The organism is Streptomyces sp. NA04227, from assembly GCF_013364195.1.
Classification (GTDB): domain Bacteria; phylum Actinomycetota; class Actinomycetes; order Streptomycetales; family Streptomycetaceae; genus Streptomyces.
The window spans coordinates 168,086-190,331 of the sequence record NZ_CP054918.1 but is presented as its reverse complement, the minus strand read 5'-3'; the positions used below and the strand labels follow the sequence as shown (position 1 = coordinate 190,331).

General features: G+C 71.2%; 14 protein-coding genes. 9 read left to right on the top strand and 5 right to left on the bottom strand.

Features of this window, described 5'->3' with window-relative positions; translation table 11 throughout:
• Positions 1-9 precede the first annotated feature (9 nt).
• The 4 genes from HUT18_RS00790 (at position 10) to HUT18_RS00775 (ending at position 9,147) form a co-directional block, all read left to right on the top strand.
• Complete coding sequence (locus HUT18_RS00790) at positions 10-6,972, top strand: type I polyketide synthase (protein ID WP_176096853.1); 6,963 nt, start codon at positions 10-12, stop codon at positions 6,970-6,972.
• 96 nt (positions 6,973-7,068) lie between these two features.
• Complete coding sequence (locus HUT18_RS00785) at positions 7,069-7,455, top strand: nuclear transport factor 2 family protein (protein ID WP_176096851.1); 387 nt, start codon at positions 7,069-7,071, stop codon at positions 7,453-7,455.
• Between the two features lie 41 nt (positions 7,456-7,496).
• On the top strand, positions 7,497-8,288 hold the full coding sequence (locus HUT18_RS00780) for a thioesterase II family protein (RefSeq protein WP_303246527.1): 792 nt from the start codon (positions 7,497-7,499) through the stop codon (positions 8,286-8,288).
• A gap of 43 nt (positions 8,289-8,331) precedes the next feature.
• On the top strand, positions 8,332-9,147 hold the full coding sequence (locus HUT18_RS00775) for a class I SAM-dependent methyltransferase (protein ID WP_176096849.1): 816 nt from the start codon (positions 8,332-8,334) through the stop codon (positions 9,145-9,147).
• Positions 9,148-9,240: 93 nt separating this feature from the next.
• Here the strand turns inward: HUT18_RS00775 and HUT18_RS00770 are convergent, their stop codons facing one another.
• Together HUT18_RS00770 and HUT18_RS00765 are read right to left on the bottom strand one after the other, a co-directional pair.
• Positions 9,241-9,492: a ferredoxin gene (locus tag HUT18_RS00770; RefSeq protein WP_176096847.1), complete on the bottom strand. Its 252-nt coding sequence runs from the start codon at positions 9,490-9,492 to the stop codon at positions 9,241-9,243.
• Positions 9,489-10,712 carry a cytochrome P450 gene (locus HUT18_RS00765; RefSeq protein WP_176096845.1) on the bottom strand — a complete coding sequence of 408 codons (1,224 nt, stop codon included), beginning with the start codon at positions 10,710-10,712 and terminating at the stop codon, positions 9,489-9,491. Before HUT18_RS00765 ends, HUT18_RS00770 begins: the two co-directional genes overlap by 4 nt.
• A gap of 177 nt (positions 10,713-10,889) precedes the next feature.
• Here HUT18_RS00765 and HUT18_RS00760 point away from each other — a divergent pair, with 177 nt between their 5' ends.
• Positions 10,890-11,846 carry an ABC transporter ATP-binding protein gene (locus HUT18_RS00760; protein ID WP_176096843.1) on the top strand — a complete coding sequence of 319 codons (957 nt, stop codon included), beginning with the start codon at positions 10,890-10,892 and terminating at the stop codon, positions 11,844-11,846.
• Positions 11,843-13,474, top strand: a complete 1,632-nt coding sequence (locus tag HUT18_RS00755; RefSeq protein ID WP_176096842.1) for an ABC transporter permease — start codon at positions 11,843-11,845, stop codon at positions 13,472-13,474. The genes HUT18_RS00760 and HUT18_RS00755 overlap by 4 nt, the downstream gene beginning before the upstream one ends.
• A 132-nt stretch (positions 13,475-13,606) precedes the next feature.
• Here HUT18_RS00755 and HUT18_RS00750 read toward each other — a convergent pair whose 3' ends face one another.
• Positions 13,607-14,056, bottom strand: coding sequence for a nuclear transport factor 2 family protein (locus HUT18_RS00750; RefSeq protein WP_176096840.1), 450 nt, complete (start codon positions 14,054-14,056; stop codon positions 13,607-13,609).
• Complete coding sequence (locus HUT18_RS00745; protein ID WP_176096838.1) at positions 14,049-14,510, bottom strand: nuclear transport factor 2 family protein; 462 nt, start codon at positions 14,508-14,510, stop codon at positions 14,049-14,051. Before HUT18_RS00745 ends, HUT18_RS00750 begins: the two co-directional genes overlap by 8 nt.
• A 203-nt stretch (positions 14,511-14,713) precedes the next feature.
• Here HUT18_RS00745 and HUT18_RS00740 point away from each other — a divergent pair, with 203 nt between their 5' ends.
• From HUT18_RS00740 to HUT18_RS00730, 3 genes are all read left to right on the top strand, one after another.
• Entirely contained in the window at positions 14,714-16,135 is a 1,422-nt protein-coding gene (locus HUT18_RS00740; protein ID WP_176096837.1) for an NAD(P)/FAD-dependent oxidoreductase, read from the top strand.
• 504 nt (positions 16,136-16,639) lie between these two features.
• On the top strand, positions 16,640-19,417 hold the full coding sequence (locus HUT18_RS00735) for an AAA family ATPase (RefSeq protein WP_368661501.1): 2,778 nt from the start codon (positions 16,640-16,642) through the stop codon (positions 19,415-19,417).
• 597 nt (positions 19,418-20,014) lie between these two features.
• The gene (locus HUT18_RS00730) at positions 20,015-20,602 is read left to right on the top strand and encodes a YdeI family protein (RefSeq protein ID WP_176096833.1); all 588 of its coding nucleotides are present in this window, start codon (positions 20,015-20,017) and stop codon (positions 20,600-20,602) included.
• Positions 20,603-21,008: 406 nt separating this feature from the next.
• Here HUT18_RS00730 and HUT18_RS00725 read toward each other — a convergent pair whose 3' ends face one another.
• Positions 21,009-22,010, bottom strand: coding sequence for a TIGR01777 family oxidoreductase (locus tag HUT18_RS00725; RefSeq protein WP_176096831.1), 1,002 nt, complete (start codon positions 22,008-22,010; stop codon positions 21,009-21,011).
• Positions 22,011-22,246: the final 236 nt, after the last annotated feature.

Below are 22,246 nucleotides of genomic sequence, written 5' to 3'. Positions count from 1 at the left end.
ATCACAGCCATGAGTACCCCAAGTTCCTCTTCGGACAAGCTCGTCGAAGCGCTGCGGGCATCCCTGACCGAGACCGCGAACCTGCGCGAGCAGAACCGCAAACTCACCGACGCGCCGCACGAACCCATCGCGGTCGTCGCGATGAGCTGCCGCTACCCGGGCGGCGTCGAATCCCCGGAAGAACTCTGGGAGTTCGTCCTCGGCGGCGGCGACGCCGTCACCGAGTTCCCCGTCAACCGCGGCTGGGACCTCGCCGAACTGCACGACCCCGAGGACGGCGGCAGCGTGGCCACCGAGGCCTGCTTCGTGCACAACGCCGACGAGTTCGACCCCGCCTTCTTCGGGATCTCCCCGCGCGAGGCGCTCGCCATGGACCCGCAGCAGCGGCTGCTGCTCGAATCGGCCTGGGAGACCTTCGAGCGCGCGGGCATCGATCCGGCCACCCTCAAGGGCAGCCCGACCGGTGTCTTCGTCGGCGCCACCCAGCCCGCCTACGGGCAGAACCTCACCGACGTACCCGAAGGTGTCGCCGGACACCTCGTCACCGGCGGCGTCGCCAGCGTCATCGCCGGACGCCTCTCGTACACCTTCGGCCTCGAGGGGCCGGCCGTCACCCTCGACACCGCCTGCTCCTCCTCCCTGGTCGCCCTGCACCAGGCCGTACAGGCCCTGCGGCAAGGCGAGTGCTCGATGGCGCTCACCGGCGGCGTCACCGTGATGGCCACCCCCGGACTGTTCGTCGGCTTCAGCGAGCAGCAGGTCATGGCCTTCAACGGGCGCTGCAAGGCGTTCGCCGCGGGCGCCGACGGCACCGGCTGGTCCGAGGGCGTCGGCCTGCTCCTGCTCGAACGCCTCTCCGAGGCCCGCCGCAGGAACCACCCCGTCCTCGCCGTCATCCGCGGCACCGCCGTCAACCAGGACGGCGCCAGCAACGGCCTCACCGCCCCCAGCGGACGCGCCCAGCAGCGCGTCATCCGCCAGGCCCTGGCCAACGCCCGCCTCCAGCCGCAGGACGTCGACGCGGTGGAGGCCCACGGCACCGGTACCCGGCTCGGCGACCCCATCGAGGCGCACGCCCTGATGGCCACCTACGGCAAGGACCGCGGCGAGCACCACCCGCTGCTGCTCGGCTCGATCAAGTCCAACATCGGCCACGCACAGGCCGCGGCGGGCGTCGGCGGTGTCATCAAGACCGTGCAGGCACTACGGCACGCCAAGCTGCCCAAGACCCTGCACGTGGACGAACCGTCCTCGCACATCGACTGGTCCGCGGGCGCCGTGGAACTCCTCCTCGAACCGCGCGACTGGCCCGAGACCGGCCGCCCCCGGCGCGCCGCCGTCTCCTCCTTCGGCCTCAGCGGCACCAACGCCCACGCCATCCTCGAAGAGGCACCCGAACCGACGCCGGAGGAGGCCCCCGCGGCCACCGACGAGGGCCCCGCCCTCGCAGGCGAAGGCGCCCTCCTGCCCTGGATCGTCTCCGCCAAGAGCGCCGCCGCCCTTCAGGCCCAGCGCTCCCGCCTGGCCCGGTACGTCGCCGCACACCCCGACCTCGCCCCCCGCGACCTCGGCCACTCGCTGGCCGCCACCCGCGCCGTCTTCGAGCACCGCAGCGTCGCCCTCGGCACCACAACCGACCAGCTCCTGACGGGACTTGAGGCCCCGGCCGTCTCGGGCGTCGCCGACGTGTCCGGGAAGACGGTGTTCGTGTTCCCGGGGCAGGGTTCGCAGTGGGAGGGCATGGCGGTCGAACTCCTGGACTCTTCCCCGGTGTTCGCGGAGCGCTTCGCCGAGGTGGCGGGCGCGGTGGAGGCGTATGTCGACTGGTCGGTCGAGGCGGTCGTGCGGGGCGGTGAAGGTGCGCCGTCGCTGGAGCGCATCGAGGTGCTTCAGCCGGTGTTGTTCACGGTGATGGTGTCGCTGGCTGCTGTGTGGCGGTCGGTGGGTGTCGAGCCGGATGCGGTGGTGGGGCATTCGCAGGGTGAGATCGCGGCTGCTGCGGTGTCGGGTGCGTTGTCGCTGGAGGACGCCGCGCGGATCGTGGTGTTGAGGTCTCAGCTCTTCGCCGACGAGCTTGTGGGCAAGGGCGCGGTTGCCTCGGTGTCGTTGCCCGCTGCCGAAGTCGAGACGCGTATCGCCCGGTTCGGGGACGCGTTGTCGATCGCGGGGAACAATGGTCCGCGTTCGGTGACGGTCGCTGGTGAAGTCCCGGCTCTGGAAGAGCTGGTGGCGGAGCTGGAGGCGGAGGAAGTCCGCGCGAAGGTGATCGGTTCGACGGTCGCTTCGCACTGTGCGCAGGTCGACCCGCTGCATGACCGCATCCTTGACCTGTTGTCCTTCGTGGAGCCGCGTGAGGGCAGTGTTCCGCTGTACTCGACGGTCACGGGTGAGGCGTTGACCGGCGTCGAGTTGGATGCCGCGTACTGGTACGAGAACTGCCGTCGCCCGGTGAGCTTCGAGCCGGTCGTACGGGCTCTGCTCGCCGACGGTTTCGACGTGTTCGTGGAGTCGAGTGCGCACCCTGTCCTGACGTACGGCATATCGGAGACGGCCGACGACGCGGGTGCGGAGGTCGTCGCGCAGGGCACGCTCCGTCGTCAAGAAGGCGGTCTGCGACGGGTGTTGACGTCCCTCGCCGAGGCCTGGACCCGGGGCGTGGCCGTCGACTGGAACGCCGTCTTCGCCGCAGGCGGCGCCCGCCGTGTCGACCTGCCGACCTACGCCTTCCAGCGGCAGAGCTACTGGCTGACGTCCGGTGCCGCCCAGCCCGAAGGGGTGGGGGAGCGGCACGCCGTGGACGAGGTGGAAGAGGCCTTCTGGGACGCCGTGGAGCGGGAGGACCTCGCCGCGCTGACCGGCACGGTCGCGAGCCTGGACAGTGAGTCCGCGAGGGCCGCGCTCGGCGAGCTGCTGCCCGCGCTCGGCTCCTGGCGGCGCGCCCAGCGGGAGCGGTCGGCCCTGGACTCCTGGCGCTACGGCATCGCGTGGAAGCCGGTCACCGCCGCCGGGGCCACGCTCGACGGGACCTGGCTGATCGTCGCCCCGGAGGGCGGGGACCCGGACGGCAGGGCCGCCGCGCTCGCCGCCGGGCTGACCGCGAACGGCGCCGAGAGTGTCGTCCTGGAAACCGATCCACTCGCCCTCGGACGTACCGCGCTGTCGGCTCAACTGGCCGACACCAGCGGCACGTTGCCCGAGCTGCGCGGCATCCTCTCGCTCCTTGGCACACCGGCCGGAGCCGACCCCGCCGCCACCCTCGTACTCGTCCAGGCGCTCGCCGACGCCTCCGTCACCGCGCCCCTGTGGTGCGCCACGAGCGGGGCCGTCTCGGTCGGCCAGGGCGACCGGCCCGCGCTGCCGGACCAGGCCGCGCTGTGGGGTCTCGGCCGGGCCGTGGCGCTCGAACTGCCCGCAGTCTGGGGCGGGTTGATCGACCTGCCCGCCACCCTCGACGAGCGCGCGCTCGGCCGGGTGGCGAAGGCGCTCGCGGGTATCGGCGACGAGGACCAGCTCGCCGTCCGCGCCACCGGAACCTTCGGCCGACGCCTGACGCGGCGGCCGCTGCACGACGCCGCCCCGGAGCGGGTCTGGCAGCCGCGCGGGACGGTACTCGTCACGGGCGGTACGGGCGGGGTCGGCGCCCATGTGGCCCGCTGGCTGGCCGAGAACGGCGCCGCACACCTCGTCCTCACCAGCAGGCGCGGGCCCGAGGCGCCCGGAGCCGCCGAACTCGCCCGGGAAATAAGGGAGTCGGGCACCGAGGTCACCCTGGCGGCCTGCGACGCCGCCGACCGGGACGCGCTCGCCGCCGTACTGGCCGCCGTGCCCGAGGACCAGCCGCTCAGCGCCGTCGTACACGCCGCCGGGCTGCCGCAGTCCACTCTCGCCACGGACACCACCGCCGAGGACTTCGCCCAGCTGACCGCGGGCAAGGTGCGCGGTGCCGCACACCTGGACGCCCTCCTCGGCGAGCGCGAACTCGACGCCTTCGTGCTGTTCTCCTCCAGCTCCGGCGTCTGGGGCGCCGGGCGGCACACCGCGTACGGGGCCGCCAACGCCTACCTCGACGCACTCGCCGAACAGCGCCGTGCCCGCGGCCTGAGTGCCACCTCCATCGCCTGGGGCGGCTGGAGCGGCGGCATGATGGCGCTGGAGGGCGCGGGGGAGTACATGCGTCGGCGCGGCGTCAACGAGATGCCGCCCGAGCGCGCGCTCGCGGCGCTGCGACAGGCCGTCGAGCACGACGAGACCTTCGTGGCCGTGGCCGACATGAACTGGGAGAGGTTCGCGCCCGGATTCACCTCCGAGCGGCCCAGCGCCCTGATCGGCGATCTGCCGGAGGTCCGCGGGACGCTCGCCCCGGCCGTGGGCACCGCGCCCAAGGAGGCCGAGGAGTCCGCCTCCGACCTGGTGCGCGAACTGCGCGCCGCCGCACCCGCCGAGCGGGAGCAGTTGCTGCTCGACCTGGTGCGCGGCCAGGCCGCCTCGGTGCTCGGCCACGCCGGGGCCGAGGACGTCGAACCCGGCCGCGCCTTCCGCGAGATCGGCTTCGACTCGCTGACCGTCGTCGAACTGCGCAACCGGCTCACCGCCGCCACCGGACTCAAGCTGCCCACCACTTTGGTCTTCGACCACCCGAACCCGACGGCGCTCGCCCGCTTCCTCGGCGGCGAACTCCTCGGCACCGCCGCGGACGAGGCGCGGACCGTCGCGGCGACGCCGGGCGCGGCCGCCGTGGACGACGACCCGGTGGTCATCGTCGGCATGAGCTGCCGGCTGGCCGGAGGCATCAGCAGCCCGGAGGAACTGTGGCGGGCGGTGGCCGCGGGGGAGGACCTCGTCGGTGACCTGCCGGGGGACCGCGGCTGGAACACCGAGGCGCTCTTCGGCGACGGCAGCCAGGGCGACCCGCAGGCCGTACGGATGCTCAGCCAGGCCGGACTGCTGCACGGCATCCACGACTTCGACGCCGAGTTCTTCGGCATCTCGCCGCACGAGGCCATGGTCATGGACCCGCAGCAGCGCCTCCTGCTCGAACTGGCCTGGGAGTCCTTCGAACGGGCCGGAGTCGACCCGCGCGCCCTGACCGACGAGAAGGTCGGCGTCTTCGCGGGCCTCGGCTACCAGGGCTTCCTGCCCTCCGAGCGCATCCCCACCGAGAGCGAACCGCACCTCGGCAGCGGCATCGCCCCGGCCATCGCCTCCGGCCGCCTCGCCTACGCGCTCAACCTCAACGGACCCACCCTGACCGTCGACACCGGCTGCTCCTCGTCCGCCGTCGCCCTGCACCTCGCGGTGCGCTCCGTGCGGCACGGCGAGAGCACCATGGCCCTCGCCGGCGGTGTCACCGTCCTGTCCAGCCCCGTCGCCTGGCACCACATGGGCGGCGCCGCCGCCGACGGCCGATGCAAGCCCTTCTCCGAGGACGCGGACGGCACCGGCTGGGGCGAGGGAGCCGCGATGATCCTCGTCGAACGGCTGTCTCGGGCACGGGAGTCGGGCCACCAGGTGCTCGCCGTGGTCCGTGGCTCGGCGGTCGGTCACCACGGCGCCAGCAACGGTCTCACCGCGCCCAACGGGGCCTCGCAGCAGCGCCTCATCCGCGACGCGCTCGCCGACGCCGGGCTCGGCGCCGCCCAGATCGACGTGGTCGAGGCACACGGCACCGGCACCCCGCTCGGCGACGCCGTCGAGGCCGAGGCACTGCTCGCCACGTACGGAAGGGAACGGCCCGAGGGTAGGCCGCTGAAGCTCGGCACCGTCAAGTCCAACATCGGTCACCCGCAGGCCGCTTCGGGCATCACCGGCGTGATCAAGACCGTCCTGTCGATGCGCCACGGCCTCTTGCCGCAGACCCTGCACATCAAGGAGCCCGCGAGCCGGGTCGACTGGTCGGCGGGTGCCGTGGAACTCGTCACCGAGGCCACCGCCTGGCAGCGCGCCGAGGGTCCGCGGCGGGCGGGTGTGACCTCGCTCGGCGCCAGCGGCACCGAGGCCCACATCATCCTGGAGGAGGCACCCGAGGCTCCGGGTCACCGGACGCCCACCGCTGCCGGGGCGGCCGGAGGCCCCGTACCCGTACCGCTGTCCGCCCGTACCGAGCAGGCGCTCAAGGACCAAGCCGCCCTGCTGCGGGCCGCGTTGGAGGACCGTACGGACCTCTCGCCGCTGGACCTCGCCCACTCGCTGGCGACCGGCCGGGCCCGCTTCGAGAGCCGGGCCGCCGTGGTCGCCACCGACCGCGCGGGACTCATCGAGGCGCTCACCGCCGTCGCCGAGGGCCGCCCCTCGCCCGCGGTCACCACGGCACCCGTCGAAGTCCCGCGTACCGCCGTCCTGTTCACCGGCGGCGCCGTCGGAACGGGCCGTGAGACGGAGGAACTGCGCGCCGCCTTCCCGGCGTTCGCCGAGGCCTGGGACGAGGTCCGCGCCCACCTCGACGTACGACTCCCGGCTCCGCCGCCCGCCGCGGCCGAGGCCTTCGCCCACGAGGTCGCGCTGTACCGGCTGTGCGAGAGCTGGGGCATCGCCCCCGCCGAACCGCGCGCCCACGGCGCGGGCACCCTCGCCGCCGCGCACGTGGCCGGGATCCTCGGCCTGGAACACGCCGTGGCTCTGCTAGCCGCACTCACCGGCGGCGAGGGCGAACAGGCCGTACGACGTGCCCTGCGCGAGAGGGAACTCGCCGAGCCCGCCCGGCACTTCACCACCACGGACGGGCAGGAAGTCACCGAGGAACGCCTGGCGGACGCCGCGTTCTGGACGGCCGCCTTCGCGGCACCGGATCCGGCGACCACAGCCCCCGAGGCCTTCGAGGCCGCGCGGGCGGGCGTACCCGAGGTGCTCGCCCTGCTCGCCGAGCGGTACGTGGCCGGTGCCCGCATCGACTGGGCGGCCGTGTTCACCGGATCGGGGGCCCGCCGCGCGGACCTGCCGACCTACCCGTTCCAGCGGGAGCCGCACCGGATCTGACGGCCGTCCCCCGACGACCGTCACCCGGCACAAGCGCCGCTCTAAAACGCGTGGCTAACCTGCCGCGCGCAACACCATCACCATCAGGAGGACTGGATGCTGGACGAGCAGAAGCGCAAGGAGATCGTGGCGGAGTACTTCCGCAAGGTGAACGAGGGCGACGTGGACGCGATCCTCGAGCTCTTCACCGAGGACGCCACCATCGAGGACCCGGTCGGCAAGGACGTGCGTGAGGGCCGCGCCGCGCAGCGCGAGTACTTCAACAGCAACGTCACCGCCGAGGTCAAGGTCGAGCCCGGCCACCTCTCGGCCGGACAGGACGGCAAGTCCGTCGCCGTGGCCTTGGCCGCGGAGATGACCAACATCCTCGACCCGAACAAGACCCGCGTGAAGATCAACGCCGTCGACGTCCTGACCCTCACCCCCGAGGGCAAGATCGACAGCCTGCGCGTCTTCTGGGGTATGACCGACATCGGCCTCTGACCGCACCGAGCCACACCAGGAACGAAGGAGAACGCACGGACATGAGCACGCAAGGCACCCCGGACGCCGACAACGAGCTGTGGGTACGGCGCTTCCATCCCGCACCCGACAAGCCGGTACGTCTGGTGTGCCTGCCGCACGCCGGCGGTTCCGCGTCCTTCTTCTTTCCCTTCTCCCAGACGCTCGCCGAGCACGCCGACGTCCTGGCGATCCAGTACCCGGGCCGCCAGGACCGGCGCAGCGAGCCGCTGCTCGACACCACGGCGGCGCTGGTGGAAGAGATCTACGAGGCACTGCGCCCCTGGAACGACCGGCCGATGGTGCTCTTCGGCCACAGCATGGGCGCGGTGCTCTCCTTCGAGCTGGCCCGCAGGTTCGAGCGCGACGGGACCCCGCTGCGGGGCCTGATCGTCTCCGGCCGGCGGGCGCCCACCGTGCACCGTGAGGAGAACGTGCACCAGCGCGGCGACGACGCCCTGATCGCCGAGATCCGCGCGCTCAGCGGCACCGACTCCGGCATCCTCGCCGACGAGGAACTGCTGCGCATGGTGCTGCCCTCGATCCGCAGCGACTACAAGGCGATCGAGACCTACCGGTACCGCCCGGACGGCGCGAGCCCGCCACTCACCTCGCCCGTCAGCGCGCTCACCGGAGAGTCCGACCCGCGTGTGAGCATCGCCGAGGCCCGGGAGTGGGCCGGACTCACCACCGGCCCCTTCACCTTCCGCACCTTCCCCGGCGGGCACTTCTACCTGACGCCGCGCCAGGCCGAGGTGATCCGTGCGGTCGTCGAGGACCTCGCCGCCTTCGCGGACGTCGTACCGGCGAGCTGACCCGCACCTCTCACGCACTCACGAAACGGAAGACGGTTCCCCCATGGACACGAAGCCGGCCCAGTTCACGGCTGAGACCGAGAACCTTCTGATCGCGCTCTACTCGCGGGCCCACGACGCCAAGTCCGCCAAGCCGATCCTGGGCGACCGGATGGCGGTGAAGGTCAGCGAGTCGATCGAGTACGACTACAGCAAGCTGAAGATGCGCGACGACGACGCCATCAGCCTCGCCATCCGCGGTGAGCTGATCGACGGCTGGATCCGCTCCTTCCTCGACGAGCACCCCGACGCGGTCGTCCTGCACCTGGGCACCGGCCTGGACGGCCGTGTGCACCGTATCGAGCCGCCCGCCACCGTCGAGTGGTACGACCTGGACCTGCCGGAGATCGCCGAGCTGTACCGGGGCCTGTTCCCCACCCGGGACCACCACCACATCATCGGCTCCTCGGTGATGGACCTGGCGTGGCTGGAGCAGGTACCCACCGACCGGCCGACGATCATCGTCGCCGAGGGCCTGCTGGTGTACTTCACCGAGGACGAGGTCAAGAACCTCGTACAGAAGCTGTTCGCCACCTTCCCCAGCGGCCAGCTGGTCTTCGACGCCTACACCCCCTTCTCGGTGAAGGCGATGAACAAGCACTGGACGGTGAAGGCCTCCGGCAAGAAGTTCGTCTGGGGCCTGGCGGAGCCCGCCTCCCTGGAGCAGTGGCACCCGGGCGTCACCCACAACGACGCGTGGACGTTCTTCAAGTCGCCCTACATCGCCCACATGCCGTGGACCTCGCGGGTGGTCTGCAAGATCATGAACGCGATCCCGGCGCTGCGGCACTACAACCGGGTGATGCGCTACTCGTTCTGAGCCCGCGCTCTTGCTCAGTCACCACACACCTTCGCTCCCTTCGGCCGGATCCGAAGGGAGCGAAGGTGTGTGTGCGTATCGGCCCTTGGGCGCTCAGTCCTCCTCGGGCGCGAGGACCCTGCCGGTGGCGACGTCCACGACCCGGATCGCCTCCAGCGGGCAGTTCTCCGCGGCGTCGAGGACCGCGTCGTCGGGCGGTACGGGTGAACCAACCGGCTGGGAGCGCCCGTTCACCAGGGCGAAGTGCCCCGAGGCGGAGTGCACGCACATCCCCGTCCCCGAGCACGACAGCCGGTCGACGGTGACCTCCCAGCCCGTGGTCGCCGCCGCTCCCTCCGCGCTCACCAGCGCACCGGCAGCACGAGCGGCCCGCGGACCAGCAGGCTGGAACGCCAGCCGATCGCCTCGTCCGCGATGTCCAGTTCCAGGATGGGGAACCGGTTCAGTACGGCCTCCAGCGCAACTCCCAGTTCCATCCTGGCCAGTTGGGCGCCCACACAGAAGTGCACACCGTGCCCGAAGCCCATGTGGTGGTTGTCCGCGCGGGTGAGGTCGAGGTCGTCCGGGTTCTCGAAGACCTCGTGGTCGCGGTTGGCCGAGTGGATGTGCACGTAGACGGATTCACCCTCGGCGATCTTGTGTCCGCCCAGTTCCAGCTCCTCGGTCGCGATCATCGCCGCGTGGTGTCCGGTGCCCAGGGGGATGTACCGCATCAGTTCGTCCACGGCCTGGGGCATCAGCTCCGGTTTCTCGCGCAACAGCGCCAGTTGCCCGGGGTGCCGCAGCAGGGTGTACAGGAAGTTGGTGATCTGGTTCGCCGTGGTCTCGTGGCCACCGGCGAGCAGGACCACCGAGACGGAGACCAGTTCCTGCTCGGTGAGCCGGTCCTCCTCGTCCCTGGCCTGGATGAGCGCGGTGAGCATGTCCCCGGTCGGCCGGGCCCTGCGCTGGGCGATCAGCCGGGCGAGGTAGACACACAACTCGTTGATACGGGCGGTGAATTCGGCGTGCGGCAGGGTGTCACCCTGCATCAGCGCGTCGGCGCCCCGGCTGAAGATCTCCCGGTCCTCGTAGGGCACCCCGAGCAGTTCGCAGATGACACGTGTTGGCAGGGGCCAGGAAAACGTTGCCACCAGATCGGCGCCCGGCCCCTGCGAGGCGAGATTCTCGGCCAGTTCGGCCGCGATCTGCGCGACGCGCGGGCGCAGCATCTCGACCCGGCGCCGGGTGAACGCCTTGGTCAGCAGGCGCCGCAGCCGTGAATGGTCCGGCGGGTCCATATACATGATTCCTTCGGGCCCGACGCGCATCTCCTGGCGGCGCGGTACGTCCGCGTTGACCACCGCGGCCCGGCTCAGCCGCGGATCCGCCAGCGCGTCGCGCACGTCCTGGTAGCGCGTGGCCAGCCACGCCTCGCCGCCGTAGGGCAGGCGGATGCGGCTGAGCGGCTCCTCGCGGCGGAGCTCGGCCAGGATCGGTTCGATGACCAGGCCGTCGATCGGGGTGAACGGGAAATCACGCACGGCCCCGTGCACGACGGGGCACTGTGACTCTGAGGCAGGCATGACACTCCTCGAAATGATTCGTGATGCATGCAACGTTCCCGAGGAGCCTCCGTACGGGTCAACCCCTAGCCCCTACCCGTAAGTACCCCTGACTGTCTCATTCCGCATGGCGCTCGATTGCCGAGGCGGCACCCTGGCCCCGATCCTCGAGACATCAGACCGTGAAAGGGGTGCGCTGTGGCGCCCACCGAGTACGCAATCACCGCCGAGGGCCTGACCAAGCTCTTCGGCAAGTTCCGCGCGCTGGACGGCCTCGACCTCACTGTGCGGACGGGGGAAGTCCACGGCTTCCTCGGCCCCAACGGTGCGGGCAAGTCCACCACCATCCGCGCCCTGCTCGGCCTCCTCAAGCCGACCGCGGGCAAGGCCACCCTGCTGGGCAAGGACCCCTGGGCCGACGCCGTCGAGATCCACCAGCGGCTCGCCTACGTTCCCGGTGATGTCAGCCTGTGGCGCAACCTCAGCGGCGGCGAGGCCATCGACCTGTTCGGCACCCTGCGCGGCGGCATCGACAAGTCCCGCAAGCAGGAACTGATCGAGCGCTTCCAGCTCGACCCGACCAAGAAGTGCCGCGCCTACTCCAAGGGCAACCGGCAGAAGGTCGCCCTGGTTTCGGCGTTCGCGAGCGACACCGAGCTGCTGATCCTGGACGAGCCCACCTCCGGCCTCGACCCGCTGATGGAGGCCGTGTTCCAGGACTGCGTCAAGGAGGTCAAGGAGCAGGGCCGCACCGTGCTCCTGTCCAGCCACATCCTCGCCGAGGTCGAAGCGCTGTGCGACCGCGTCAGCATCGTGCGCCGCGGCCGCACCGTGGAGTCCGGCACCCTTCAGGAGCTGCGCCACCTGACCCGGACCTCGCTCACCGTCGAGACCGAGCGCCCCGCCACCGGCATCGAGTCGGTCCCCGGCGTCCACAACGTCGTGGCCGAGGGCACCCACCTGAGCCTCGACGTGGAGAACGGGCAGTTGGAGACGGTGCTTTCGAAGGTGCTCGGCTTCGGCGTGGTCTCGCTGAACAGCGCGCCGCCCACCCTCGAAGAGCTGTTCATGCGGCACTACGGCGACGTCCCCGCGCAGGCGGACGGGGCCGAGTCCGAGGGCGGCAAGGCGAAGGCGGGAGCGGCCACCCGATGAGCGAGTACACCGGAACCAAGCACCTGCTCAAGCTCGCCACCCGCCGCGACCGCATCCAGCTCTCGGTGTGGCTGTACGGCACGGCGGCTCTTGCCTACAGCGCGGCCAACAGCGTCAAGAGCACGTACAAGGACGAGAAGGCGCGCATCGACGCCGTCGAACTCCTCTCGGACAACCCGGCGTTGCTGCTTACCCGCGGCGCTCCCGTCGGCTCCAGCGAGGGCGCCGTCTCGATGGCCCAGGTCTTCTCGTACCTGTGTGTGCTTGCCGCCCTGATGAGCACGATGGCCGTGGTGCGGCACACCCGTCAGAACGAGGAGACCGGCCGGGCCGAGCTCATCGGCGCCGCGCCGGTGGGCCGCCAGGCGGGCCTGATGGCCGCCCTGTTGCTCGCCATCCAGGCCAACATCGGCCTGTTTATCTTCCTCGCGATCGTCCTGCCGCTGGCCGGACTGCCGCTCGCCGGATCGCTCGCCGCGGCGGCCGGAGTCGCCTCCGTCGGTCTCGCCTTCGCCGGTGTCGCGGCCGTCACCGCCCAGCTCGCGGGCACCTCGCGCGGCGCCAACTCCCTTGCCGGAGCGGCCATCGGCGCGGCCTTCCTGATCCGCGGCGTCGGTGACGCCCTCGGCGACGTCTCCGCGAACGGCACCGTCGTCACCAGCGCTTGGCCCTCGTGGCTGTCGCCGATCGGCTGGGCGACCCTGGTGCACCCCTACGGCGACCACCGCTGGTGGGTACTGGCCCTGCCGCTCGCCTTCGCCGCCCTCACCATGACGGTGGCGCTGCGGCTGTCGGCCGAGCGCGACCTCGGCGCCGGACTCCTCGCCGACCGCCCCGGCCCGGCCGAGGCACCCGCGGCCCTGCTCAGCCCGCTCGGCCTGGCCTGGCGGCTGCAACGCGGCGCGCTGCTGGGCTGGTTGGTCGGCATCGCCATCCTCGGTGCGACGATCGGCGCCATCGGTAAGTCCGCGGCGGACGCCCTGGAGGACAACGCGGACCTCACCGACACCCTCGGCAAGATCGGCGGTGGCGGAACGGACGACACCGCGGGCGTGTTCTTCGCCTCGATGATGGTGATGGTCGGCGCGGTCGCCGCCGGATTCACCGTGCAGGCGCTGCTCAGGCTGCGCGCCGAGGAGACCTCGGGACGCCTGGAGGCCGTACTGGCGACCTCGGTCAGCCGCGCCCGCTGGGTCGCGGGCCATGTCGTGGTGTCCGTACTCGGTGTTGTCGCCCTGCTCCTGGTCTCGGGAGTGGCGGCCGGCCTCACCTACGGTCTCGCCTCCGACGACCTGGCCCAGGGGCTCGGTGACCTGACGGGCGCCGCGCTCGCCCAGGCCCCCGCGGCGATGGTGCTCGCCGGATTCGTGGTCGTGGTCTTCGGCGCCCTGCCGAACCTCACCTCGGGTGCCGCCTGGGGCGGGCTCGCGCTGTGCCTGGTGGTCGGCCAGCTCGGCGGCCTCCTCGATCTGCCGCAGGCGATCCGGGACATCTCGCCGTTCACCCACCTTCCCGCCCTGCCCGCCGCGGACGCCGAGCCGCTGCCGTTCCTCGCGCTCGTCGCGGTGGCCGCCCTCTTCACGGCGGCGGGTACGGCGCTCTTCGGCAAGCGCGACCTGGCACCGTGAGGTCCGGCTGAGGCACTGTCCGGACCGGCCGTTTCGATAATCCGGACCGGACGGCGCACATACCGAACGGGCCGCCCGCACCTGAATTCACAGGAGCGGGCGGCCCGTTGGTGTGGACGTAACCTGAACGACTCATTCCTCGCCGGGGTCCAGGAGTGACAGATCGGACTTGCCCCAATAGACCCACACGGCTTCGATCAGGCCGTGCGAACCGGTACGGAAAATGCTGGTGAGGTCGAACTTGATGCGCTTCTGGAACGGGTTGGCGGGCTTGTCTAGATAGCCGTGCTTGGTCAGTGTGGGACCGAGCGGAAGGTAATTCATGTAGACGGCCACGGGAATCGCGACATGCAGTCCGTCCTGTGCCGCCACCGGAACTCCCGCCACATCGACGGTCTTCGCCTCGGCGGCCCGCTGGAAATGCGGACGCAATTGGTCGTGCCCGATCATCGGTACGGAACCGACTGGGTCCTCGAACCGGACGTCCTTTGTGTAGAGCCCGAGCATCCAGTCGACGTTACCGCTCGTCATGCGCTTGCAGTGTTCGAGGGCAAGCTCTTTGCGCTTCGCCTCGTCAAGCATTCTTTCCTCCTTGTGCCGCGTCGACGAGTGCGACGTCACTGGCACCCCAGTAGGCCCGCATCTCCTCGATAAGTCCGTCCGCGCCCGCACGGATCACCATCAGGAAATTGAACTGCATCCGCTGACCCGTCGGATCGGCCGGTGCGGGCAGCACCCCGTGCCGGGTCAGTACGGGCCCCAGCGGCAGGTAGTCCATGGTCGCGACGACCGGAACCGCGGCGTGCGCCCCGTCCTGTGCGGCCACCGGAGTGCCCGCCAGCTCCACGGCGTTGCTGGTCACAGCGCCGGTCGCATGGGCGCGCAGCGCCGCGTGCCCCTGCTGCGCCCCGGCGCCCACCGGGTCCTCGAAGCGCACCTTCGGCGAGTACAGCGCGAGGAGTCCTTCGACGTCCTTGGCGTTGACGCGCCTGGTGTGTTCGAGGATCAGCTCCTTGAGTGCCGCCTCTTCCAGCATGAATTTTCTCCCCTTCCGGCAGGCGTACGGACATCGTGGCAACGGGCCCTGTGAGCGCCAAGTGGCCTGCTATTTCTTAGGGGTGGTTAGGGGTTCAGGGGTACTCGGAGCCGGTGCTAGCGTCGCCGGGATCGGAATTGCCGCACGTGACGTCCGGGAGAAATTCCCCGTGTACAGCGACTGACGGAAGGGTCGACCCACTCATGACCGGAGAAACGCACGCCGTCGTTCTCGGCGGCGGCCTGACCGGAATGCTGACATCCGCCGTCCTGGCACGGCACCTGGACCGGGTCACCGTCGTCGAACGCGACGTGCTGCCCGAGGGACCCGAACTGCGCAAGGGCGTCCCGCAGGCCCGCCACGCACACCTTCTGTGGTCGGGCGGTGCCCGTGCGATCGACGCCGTACTCCCGGGCACCGTCAAGCAGTTGATCGCCGAGGGCGCGCACCGCCTCTACCTGCCGCGGGACATCGTGTGGCTGACCCCGCACGGCTGGCAGAACCGCTTCTCGGGCAGCCAGTTCATGGTCACCTGCAGCCGTGCCCTGCTCGACTGGGTGGTCCGTCGCCAGGCCCTGGCCGACGAGCGGATCACCGTGCTCCAGGAGACCGACGTCCTGGGGCTCACCGGCAGCGCGGAGCGCGTGAGGGGTGTGCGGCTGCGCGACAAGGACGGGCAGAGCACGGAGTTGACCGCCGACCTGGTCGTCGACGCGGGCGGGCGCGCCTCCGCGATGCGCCGCTGGCTGCCCGAACTGGGCCTCGGCGAGGTCGAGGAGGACCTCGTCGACTCCGGAATCGCTTATGCCACCAGGGTGTTCAAGGCCCCGGCCGGGGTTGCCGACAAGTTCCCGATGGTCAACGTCGCGGCCGCGCCCGGGCTCGGCAAGCCGGGTCAGAACGGCGCGCTGGTGCCGATCGAGGACGGCCGCTGGCTGGTCACCCTGGCGGGCACCCGGGGCGGCGAGCCGCCGACGGACGACGACTCCTTCCTCGACTTCGCCCGCGGCCTGCGCCACCCCGTGCTCGCCGAACTCCTGGAGCGGGCCGAGCCGCTCGGCCCGGTCAAGGGCTCGCGTTCCACCGTCAACCGGCGGCTCTACTACGACCGGGTCGCCGACTGGCCCGCCGGCCTGCTGGTCCTCGGGGACGCCTTCGCGGCCTTCAACCCGGTCTACGGACACGGCATGAGCTGCTCCGCGCTCAGCGCCAAGGCCCTCGACGCCGAGCTCGGCCGCAACGGGCTGACCGCCGCCACCGCGCGCACCGTGCTGCAGAAGGTGGCCAAGGTCGTGGACGACCCGTGGCTGCTCGCCACCACCCAGGACATCTGCTACCCCGGTACGAAGGTCACCGCGCAGGACCCGCGGATCACCCCGCGCGGCGACCAGGAGCAGCAGTTCGCCGACCTGCTCGGCACCGCCGCGCTGCACGACCCGGTGGTCAGCGCCGCGGCCATGCAGGTCACCGCGCTCGCCGCGCCGGTCGGCAGCCTGGAGTCGCCGCACCTGGTGGCGGCGCTGCGCAAGGGCAAGAAGCACGTGGACCTCGCCGGGCCGCCGTTCACCGACGCCGAGCGCGCCGCACTCGACGGCGCCGGGACGGGCACGCTGACCACGGCCTGAACCGACAGCCGCAGCCACTGGCAGCCAACGGGGCCGCCCCGCCGGAGCACAAGTCTCCGGCGGGGCGGCCCCGTTGGCGTGCCCGACGGCTTCTGCCGTCCGCCGGGCGTCCGCGAAACCGCCCCGAGGTCAGAGGGATGTCAGGAGTCTGTCAGGGAAGACATGTGGGAAGCGTCACGCGTAAGCGGCCGCTTGCCGGGACCATGCCGAGGGCGGTGGGCGGCGGCGCCCCGTGAGTGAGTGCTCGCTCACGCGAACTTTCACGCCAGGCCGCTTCCGGTGTCATATGCGGGCGGCTCCCCGACCTGGAAAGTCGGTGCGGGCTACCGGCTCTTTCGGCCATCAAAGGCTGGATTGGCAGGCTGCCGAGTCCATCGGATTCCGAACGAACCGGCCGTCCGGACGGATTGTGCAAAATCTGTGCAGCCGACGTCAGAACATGACCCGCAACTAGTGGCCACTTCCTGCAGCTTCGCCGGTTCGTAGGATGAGAGCGCTGCTGACGTGGACGAAACCACATTTGTATTACGGGGGAGGCGGCTCGTGACACTTTTGGACCGTGCTGTGGAATTCGCGCGGATGGAAAAAGCACTTGACTCGTGCTTTTCCGGAACGGCGTCAATTGTCCTGCTCGAAGGCGCTGTCGGCTGCGGAAGGACGGAACTTCTGCAATACGGCGCCGAGTTGGCACAGGAACGAGGCGCGCGCGTACTGCGCGGCGCCGGAACGGAGAACGACACCAGGCCGCACGGACTCGTACGGCACCTGCTCGCCCAACTGCCCGCGGCCTCGGGCACCGACCACCGGCACGTACCGGCCGCCCAGGAGTTCACCGAACTCCTCAAGGAGAGCGCACGGACCACGCCGCTGGTCCTGTGCGTCGACGACCTTCAGCAGGCCGACGGACCCTCGCTCGCCTACCTTCTGCACCTGACCCGTGCGGTACGGCGCGCCCGGATCATGCTCGTCCTCACCGACTCGCTGCACGAGCGCGCCGAGAACCCGGTGCTCGGCACCGAACTGCTGCGCCACCCCGGCTTCGTCCGGGTCCGCGTGGAACACCTCAGCGCGCAGGGCACCGCCGCGCTGCTGCGGGAACACGCCGGACACCCGGTGCCCGCCGGTCCCGCCGAGCGCCTGCACGCACTCAGCGGCGGCAACCCGCTGCTGCTGCGCGCACTGCTCGCCGAACAGCCGCTCCCGACGTACGAGGACGACGACTGGCCGTCCCCGGAGCCCGGCGGCCCGTTCACCAAGGCGCTGCTCACCTGTCTGCACCGCAGCGGCCCCGACGCACGTACCCTCGCCTCCGCCGTCGCGGTGCTCGGCGAGGACGCCACCGAGGAACTGGTGGCCCGGCTCGCGGGCACCACCTCCAGCGCCACCCGGCACGGTCTCGCCGCACTGCGGAGCGCCGGACTCACCCGCGACGGACGCTTCAGCCATCCCGCGGCCGTGGCCGCCGTACTCGACGACCTGACGGCCACGGAATGCCGCGCACTGCACGGCAGGGCCGCCCGCATCCTCGACGAGTGCGGCAGCCGCGCTGCCGCGGTCGCCGGGCATCTGCTCGCCGCCGGTGAGGGCGAGGGGGAGTGGGCCGTGCGCGCGCTGCACGAGGCCGCGCGCCAGTCCCTGGTCGCCGACGACGACTCGCGCTATGTCGTGGCCTGTCTCGAACTGGCGCGCAGGGCAAGCGAGGACGAGCGCAGCGACTGGGAGCTCGGACTGCGGCTCTCCGCCGTCTCCTGGCGGCTGAACCCGGCCGCCGCCGAGCAGTACCTCGCCGGTCCGCTCGCCGCGCTGCGCGCCGAGAGGCTCGGCGCCGCGGCGGCGGGCCAGCTCGCCCGGCTGCTCGTCACCCAGGGCCGTATCGAGGAGGCCGCCGAGGCCCTGGAGTACGTGACACGTGCCTCCGGCTCGGCCGCCGTCGGCTCGGTGCGCAGCACCCGCGAGGACCCGCTGCGGGAACTGTTCGCGCTGCCGCCCGCCGAGGACCGGACCGCCCCGCAGCCCGGCGGCGCGGAGGAGCCCGCCGGGGAGCAGCCCGCCGAGGCGGCCCGTACGGTCTCGCCCGAACTGCGGTCCTCCGCCTCGCTGTGGACCCACCCCGGCACGGAGGCCGACGAGGAGGCGATCGTCCGGCTCCTGGAGGGCACCCCGCTGGCGCACAGCACCTTCGACCCGATGGTGCAGGCGGTACGGACCCTGGTGCACACCGACCACCCCGACCGCGCCGTGACCTGGTGCCGGACCCTGCGCCCCGAGGCGAGCCAGGCCCCCGGCTGGAACGCCGTCTTCGGACACCTCCAGGCCGAGGCGCAACTGCGGCTCGGCGACCTCGCCGGTGCGGAGCAGCAGGCCACGGCGGCGATGGACGCCGTGGCCGACCGCGGCGGCCTCTTCCTCTTCGGACCGGCCGCCACCCGGGTCCTCGCCCAGACGGCCATGGGCCGCTACGACGCCGTGGCGCGCCAGCTCCAGATGACCGTCCCCGAGGAGCTGTTCACCAACGTCTACTCGCTCAACTTCCTTCGCGCACGCGGCCATTACTACCTGGCCACCCACCGCCACAAGGCCGCGCTCGGCGAGTTTCTGGACGCCGGCCGGCTGGCCCGCCGCTGGGGTCTCGACCGTCCCCAGCAACTGCCGTGGCGTACCGACGCGGCCGAGGCGCTGCTCGCGCTCGGGGAGCACCGTCAGGCCGAACGCTTCGTCCTCGAACAGCTCGCCTCGCCGGACGCCCGCAGCCCGCGCCTGCGCGGGGTGTCGCTTCGGCTGAGGGCGGCCACCACCGCACTGCGGCAGCGGCCGAAGCTGCTGACCCGGGCCGTGGACGAGCTGCGCCGCTCCGGCGACCGCTACGAACTCGCCCGTGCGCTGGCCGACTTGGGGCGCACCCTGCAGATGCTGGGCGAGGGCAGCCGGGCCCAGATGGTGACCCGCCGGGCCTGGCACCTGGCCGCGCAGTGCGGCGCGGTGCCGCTGGCCGAGCAGATCCTGCCCGGCCAGAGCGGTGGCGAGCGCAAGACCAACACCCCCAGCAAGGAGCGCACCGAGACCGCCGTCGCCACCGACACCGACCAGCTCAGCGAGTCCGAGAAGCGGGTGGTCTCCCTCGCCGCCTACGGCTACACCAACCGGGAGATCTCGGCCAAGCTCTACATCACTGTGAGCACCGTCGAGCAGCACCTGACGCGTGTCTACCGCAAGCTCGGCATCACCCGGCGCCAGGAACTGCCGATGGACCTCCACTTCGAAACCCTCGAACACAGCGCCTGACAAAGGCGGTTGGGCCTACCGGGAATCGGTATCACGGCCCAGCCGCACCCGCGGAAATCAGCGCCGGCGCAGCCCGCTCGTCCTCATGGACGGGCGGGCTGCGCCGTTGTGCCGACCACCGGGCCGGGCTAGCGCATCGCCATCCGACGTCTGATGTCTGATGTCTGATGATGTCTGATGTCTGAGGATTCACGGGTCAGCGACGAGCCGCTGATGAACCCGTTCGGCGCCGTGCAGCGTCCGGTGCTCGATCGGGGCGTGGCGTTGGAGATCCTCGCGGGCCGTCTGTCGAGCGAGAACGTGGTGGGTGGCCCTGGGGGGCCGACGGCGGCGAGGGCGCGGTGTGCGAGGGGAAAAGCTCGGCTCTGAACTCCGTTGCGTCCAACGGGATGTGGTGTAGGTGTGCCAGTGGTCGCCGTGATGGCCAGGGTGTTCTGTGCAGTGCCGGGCCACGGCAGGGCGTAACACACGCTTGGTCGGACCTGCCGCGTCATCTGCTCAAGAATGCGCAGTCCCCGCCAGTTCGGGACCGCCGGCACCGGCGGTGCACCGCCGCCCGGTTGACCGCGTCCGCCGGGTGGCCCTTGTATACGACGTATGGCTGGATCATCGAGTGCACAGGACCCGGTCCTCGGCTTCGCCGCGCAGCAGGACTGGGAGGAGTGGCTGGCGCAGAACCACACCGGGGTCCCAGGGGTGTGGCTGAGAATCCCCAAGAAGGAGTCCGGGCTGGAGGGCGTCGACTACGCCACGGCACTGGAGTCGGCGCTCTGCTACGGCTGGATCGACGGGCAGAAGAAGAAGCTGGACGAGCAGCACTGGCTGCAGCGCTTCACCCCGCGCAGGTCCGGCAGCAAGTGGTCCAAGGTGAACCGGGACAAGGCCACCCGTCTCATCGAGGAGGGCCGGATGCGGGCGCCGGGCCTGGCCGAGGTCGACGGGGCCAAGGCGGACGGCCGCTGGGCGGCGGCCTACGCCAGCCAGAGCAAGGCGACTGTCCCCGATGACCTCCAGGCCGCGCTGGACGCCGCCCCCGCCGCCCGCGAGTTCTTCGGCACCCTCGACAGCCGCAACCGCTACGCGGTGCTGTACCGGATCCAGGACGCCAAGAAGGCGGAGACCCGGGCGGCCCGGATCGAGAAGTACGTGGCGATGCTCGCGGAGGGCGGGAAGATCCACCCCTGACGGACGTCGCTGGTTCCGGGCGGCCCGGTCAGCCCCGTTCGCCGGGGGAGAGCGAGGCTGCTTCCCGGGGCGACAGTTCCCGGTTGTCACTGACGTGGTCGTCGAGGTGACGGGACAATGAAGGTCGGCCGGCAACTGTCGTCGGCCGCAACGTCGTTCGCGGCCGGACGCGTCAGGTCGCGTGCTGGCCCGCCGAATACGTCGCCGAGCAGGGACCCGAGCGGGATGGTGCTGTGATTGATCACCATGGCCGTCGCCACCACCCGGCCGACTGGAACAATGCCTCACAGCCAGCGGCCCGCTGCCCCTCGGCAGGACGCTGACGTGGCAATTACGCTACTGAAGGCGCTGCAGGCCGCACACACCGCTGGACGTCGTGCCCCGTGACGTCAAGCGCCCGCCAACGTCATGCCGGCCGCCACCGAGAGGTGCGGTCGCTCGATTCACGCACCCCACCCGATGCGGCCCTGACCCCCCTGACCCGTCCCACGAGAGAGGCAGCAGCCCGCTCCCACTCCGGATGCGCGAAGGTGAACCCGGCCTCGCTCAGTCGGCCCGGCGCCACCCGGCGGCTCTTGAACAGCAGCTCGGTGTCCGAGCGCAGCGCGAACGCCCCCAGTTGTGCCATCCAGCGTGTCGCCGGAAGCCCCACCGGGACGCCCCACGCCCTGCGCAGCGTCCGCATGAAGTCGCGGTGCGGGACGGGGCCGGGGGCGGCGAGGTTCACCGGGCCTTCCAGGTCCTCCCGGGTGATCAGGAACTCCACGGCTCGTACGAAGTCCTCGTCGTGGATCCATGAGACGTACTGTGCTCCGCCCGCCACCGGACCGCCCAGCCCGAGCCGTGCCAGCCACGACAGTACGTCGAACACGCCGCCCCGGTCCGGGCTCATGACCATCGCCGAGCGCAGGGCCACCTTGCGGGTCGCGGGAGTTGGTGCCTCGGCCTGGGCGCGCTCCCAGTTCCTCGCGATCTCGACGCTGTACGCCCAGTAGTCGGGCACTCCGGTCTCCGAGCCGCCGATGATCCCGGTCGCCTCGTCGTGTGCCGCGTCGAAGCGGTGGGCGTAGATCGTCGCCGTACTCATCTGCAGCCAGACCCGCGGGGGTTGCGCGGCGGCAGCGATCGCCTCACCGATCACACGCGCCGAATCCACCCGGGAGTCCATCATGGCCCGCAGATTGTCGGGGGTGTAACGGCAGGAGACGCTGCGTCCGGCGAGGTTGATCACGGCATCGCAGCCGTCGATGGCCTCGGCCCAGCGCCCGAGCGAGGAACCGTCCCACGCGATGTGGTGCGCCCGCACGGGGTGCCGGGTCAGCACTGTGACCTCGTGCCCGGCCGCCGTCAGCACCCGGTCGAGAATCGTGCCGACCTGGCCGGTTCCTCCGGGCAGTACTACCTTCATCGAACCTCCTCGGCTTGCTCGGTGTCAGCGTAGACCCTGTTTTTGAACGCGTTCAACATGGGTGGGGGTGTGCCCTTGGACCACGCCGGTTCGCAGTGCTGCTGAGCAGGGCGTTACTCCGGCGAAGCCGGAACAACCTGCCAACTCCGATGGCAGGGGCCCCAGCCGTGGGAGGTGGAGTTGAGCCACCCGGCCGCAAATGGACAGGTGGCCGGTCGCCGACCGCAGCCGCCTAC

Excerpts from the sequence above, each read along its gene's own strand:
- HUT18_RS00750 (WP_176096840.1), bottom strand. The coding sequence starts at position 14,056 with ATGCTTGACGAGGCGAAGCGCAAAGAGCTTGCCCTCGAACACTGCAAG.
- HUT18_RS00780 (WP_303246527.1), top strand. The coding sequence starts at position 7,497 with ATGAGCACGCAAGGCACCCCGGACGCCGACAACGAGCTGTGGGTACGG.
- HUT18_RS00790 (WP_176096853.1), top strand. The coding sequence starts at position 10 with ATGAGTACCCCAAGTTCCTCTTCGGACAAGCTCGTCGAAGCGCTGCGG.
- HUT18_RS00730 (WP_176096833.1), top strand. The coding sequence starts at position 20,015 with ATGGCTGGATCATCGAGTGCACAGGACCCGGTCCTCGGCTTCGCCGCG.
- HUT18_RS00785 (WP_176096851.1), top strand. The coding sequence starts at position 7,069 with ATGCTGGACGAGCAGAAGCGCAAGGAGATCGTGGCGGAGTACTTCCGC.
- HUT18_RS00755 (WP_176096842.1), top strand. The coding sequence starts at position 11,843 with ATGAGCGAGTACACCGGAACCAAGCACCTGCTCAAGCTCGCCACCCGC.
- HUT18_RS00745 (WP_176096838.1), bottom strand. The coding sequence starts at position 14,510 with ATGCTGGAAGAGGCGGCACTCAAGGAGCTGATCCTCGAACACACCAGG.
- HUT18_RS00725 (WP_176096831.1), bottom strand. The coding sequence starts at position 22,010 with ATGAAGGTAGTACTGCCCGGAGGAACCGGCCAGGTCGGCACGATTCTC.
- HUT18_RS00775 (WP_176096849.1), top strand. The coding sequence starts at position 8,332 with ATGGACACGAAGCCGGCCCAGTTCACGGCTGAGACCGAGAACCTTCTG.
- HUT18_RS00740 (WP_176096837.1), top strand. The coding sequence starts at position 14,714 with ATGACCGGAGAAACGCACGCCGTCGTTCTCGGCGGCGGCCTGACCGGA.
- HUT18_RS00765 (WP_176096845.1), bottom strand. The coding sequence starts at position 10,712 with ATGCCTGCCTCAGAGTCACAGTGCCCCGTCGTGCACGGGGCCGTGCGT.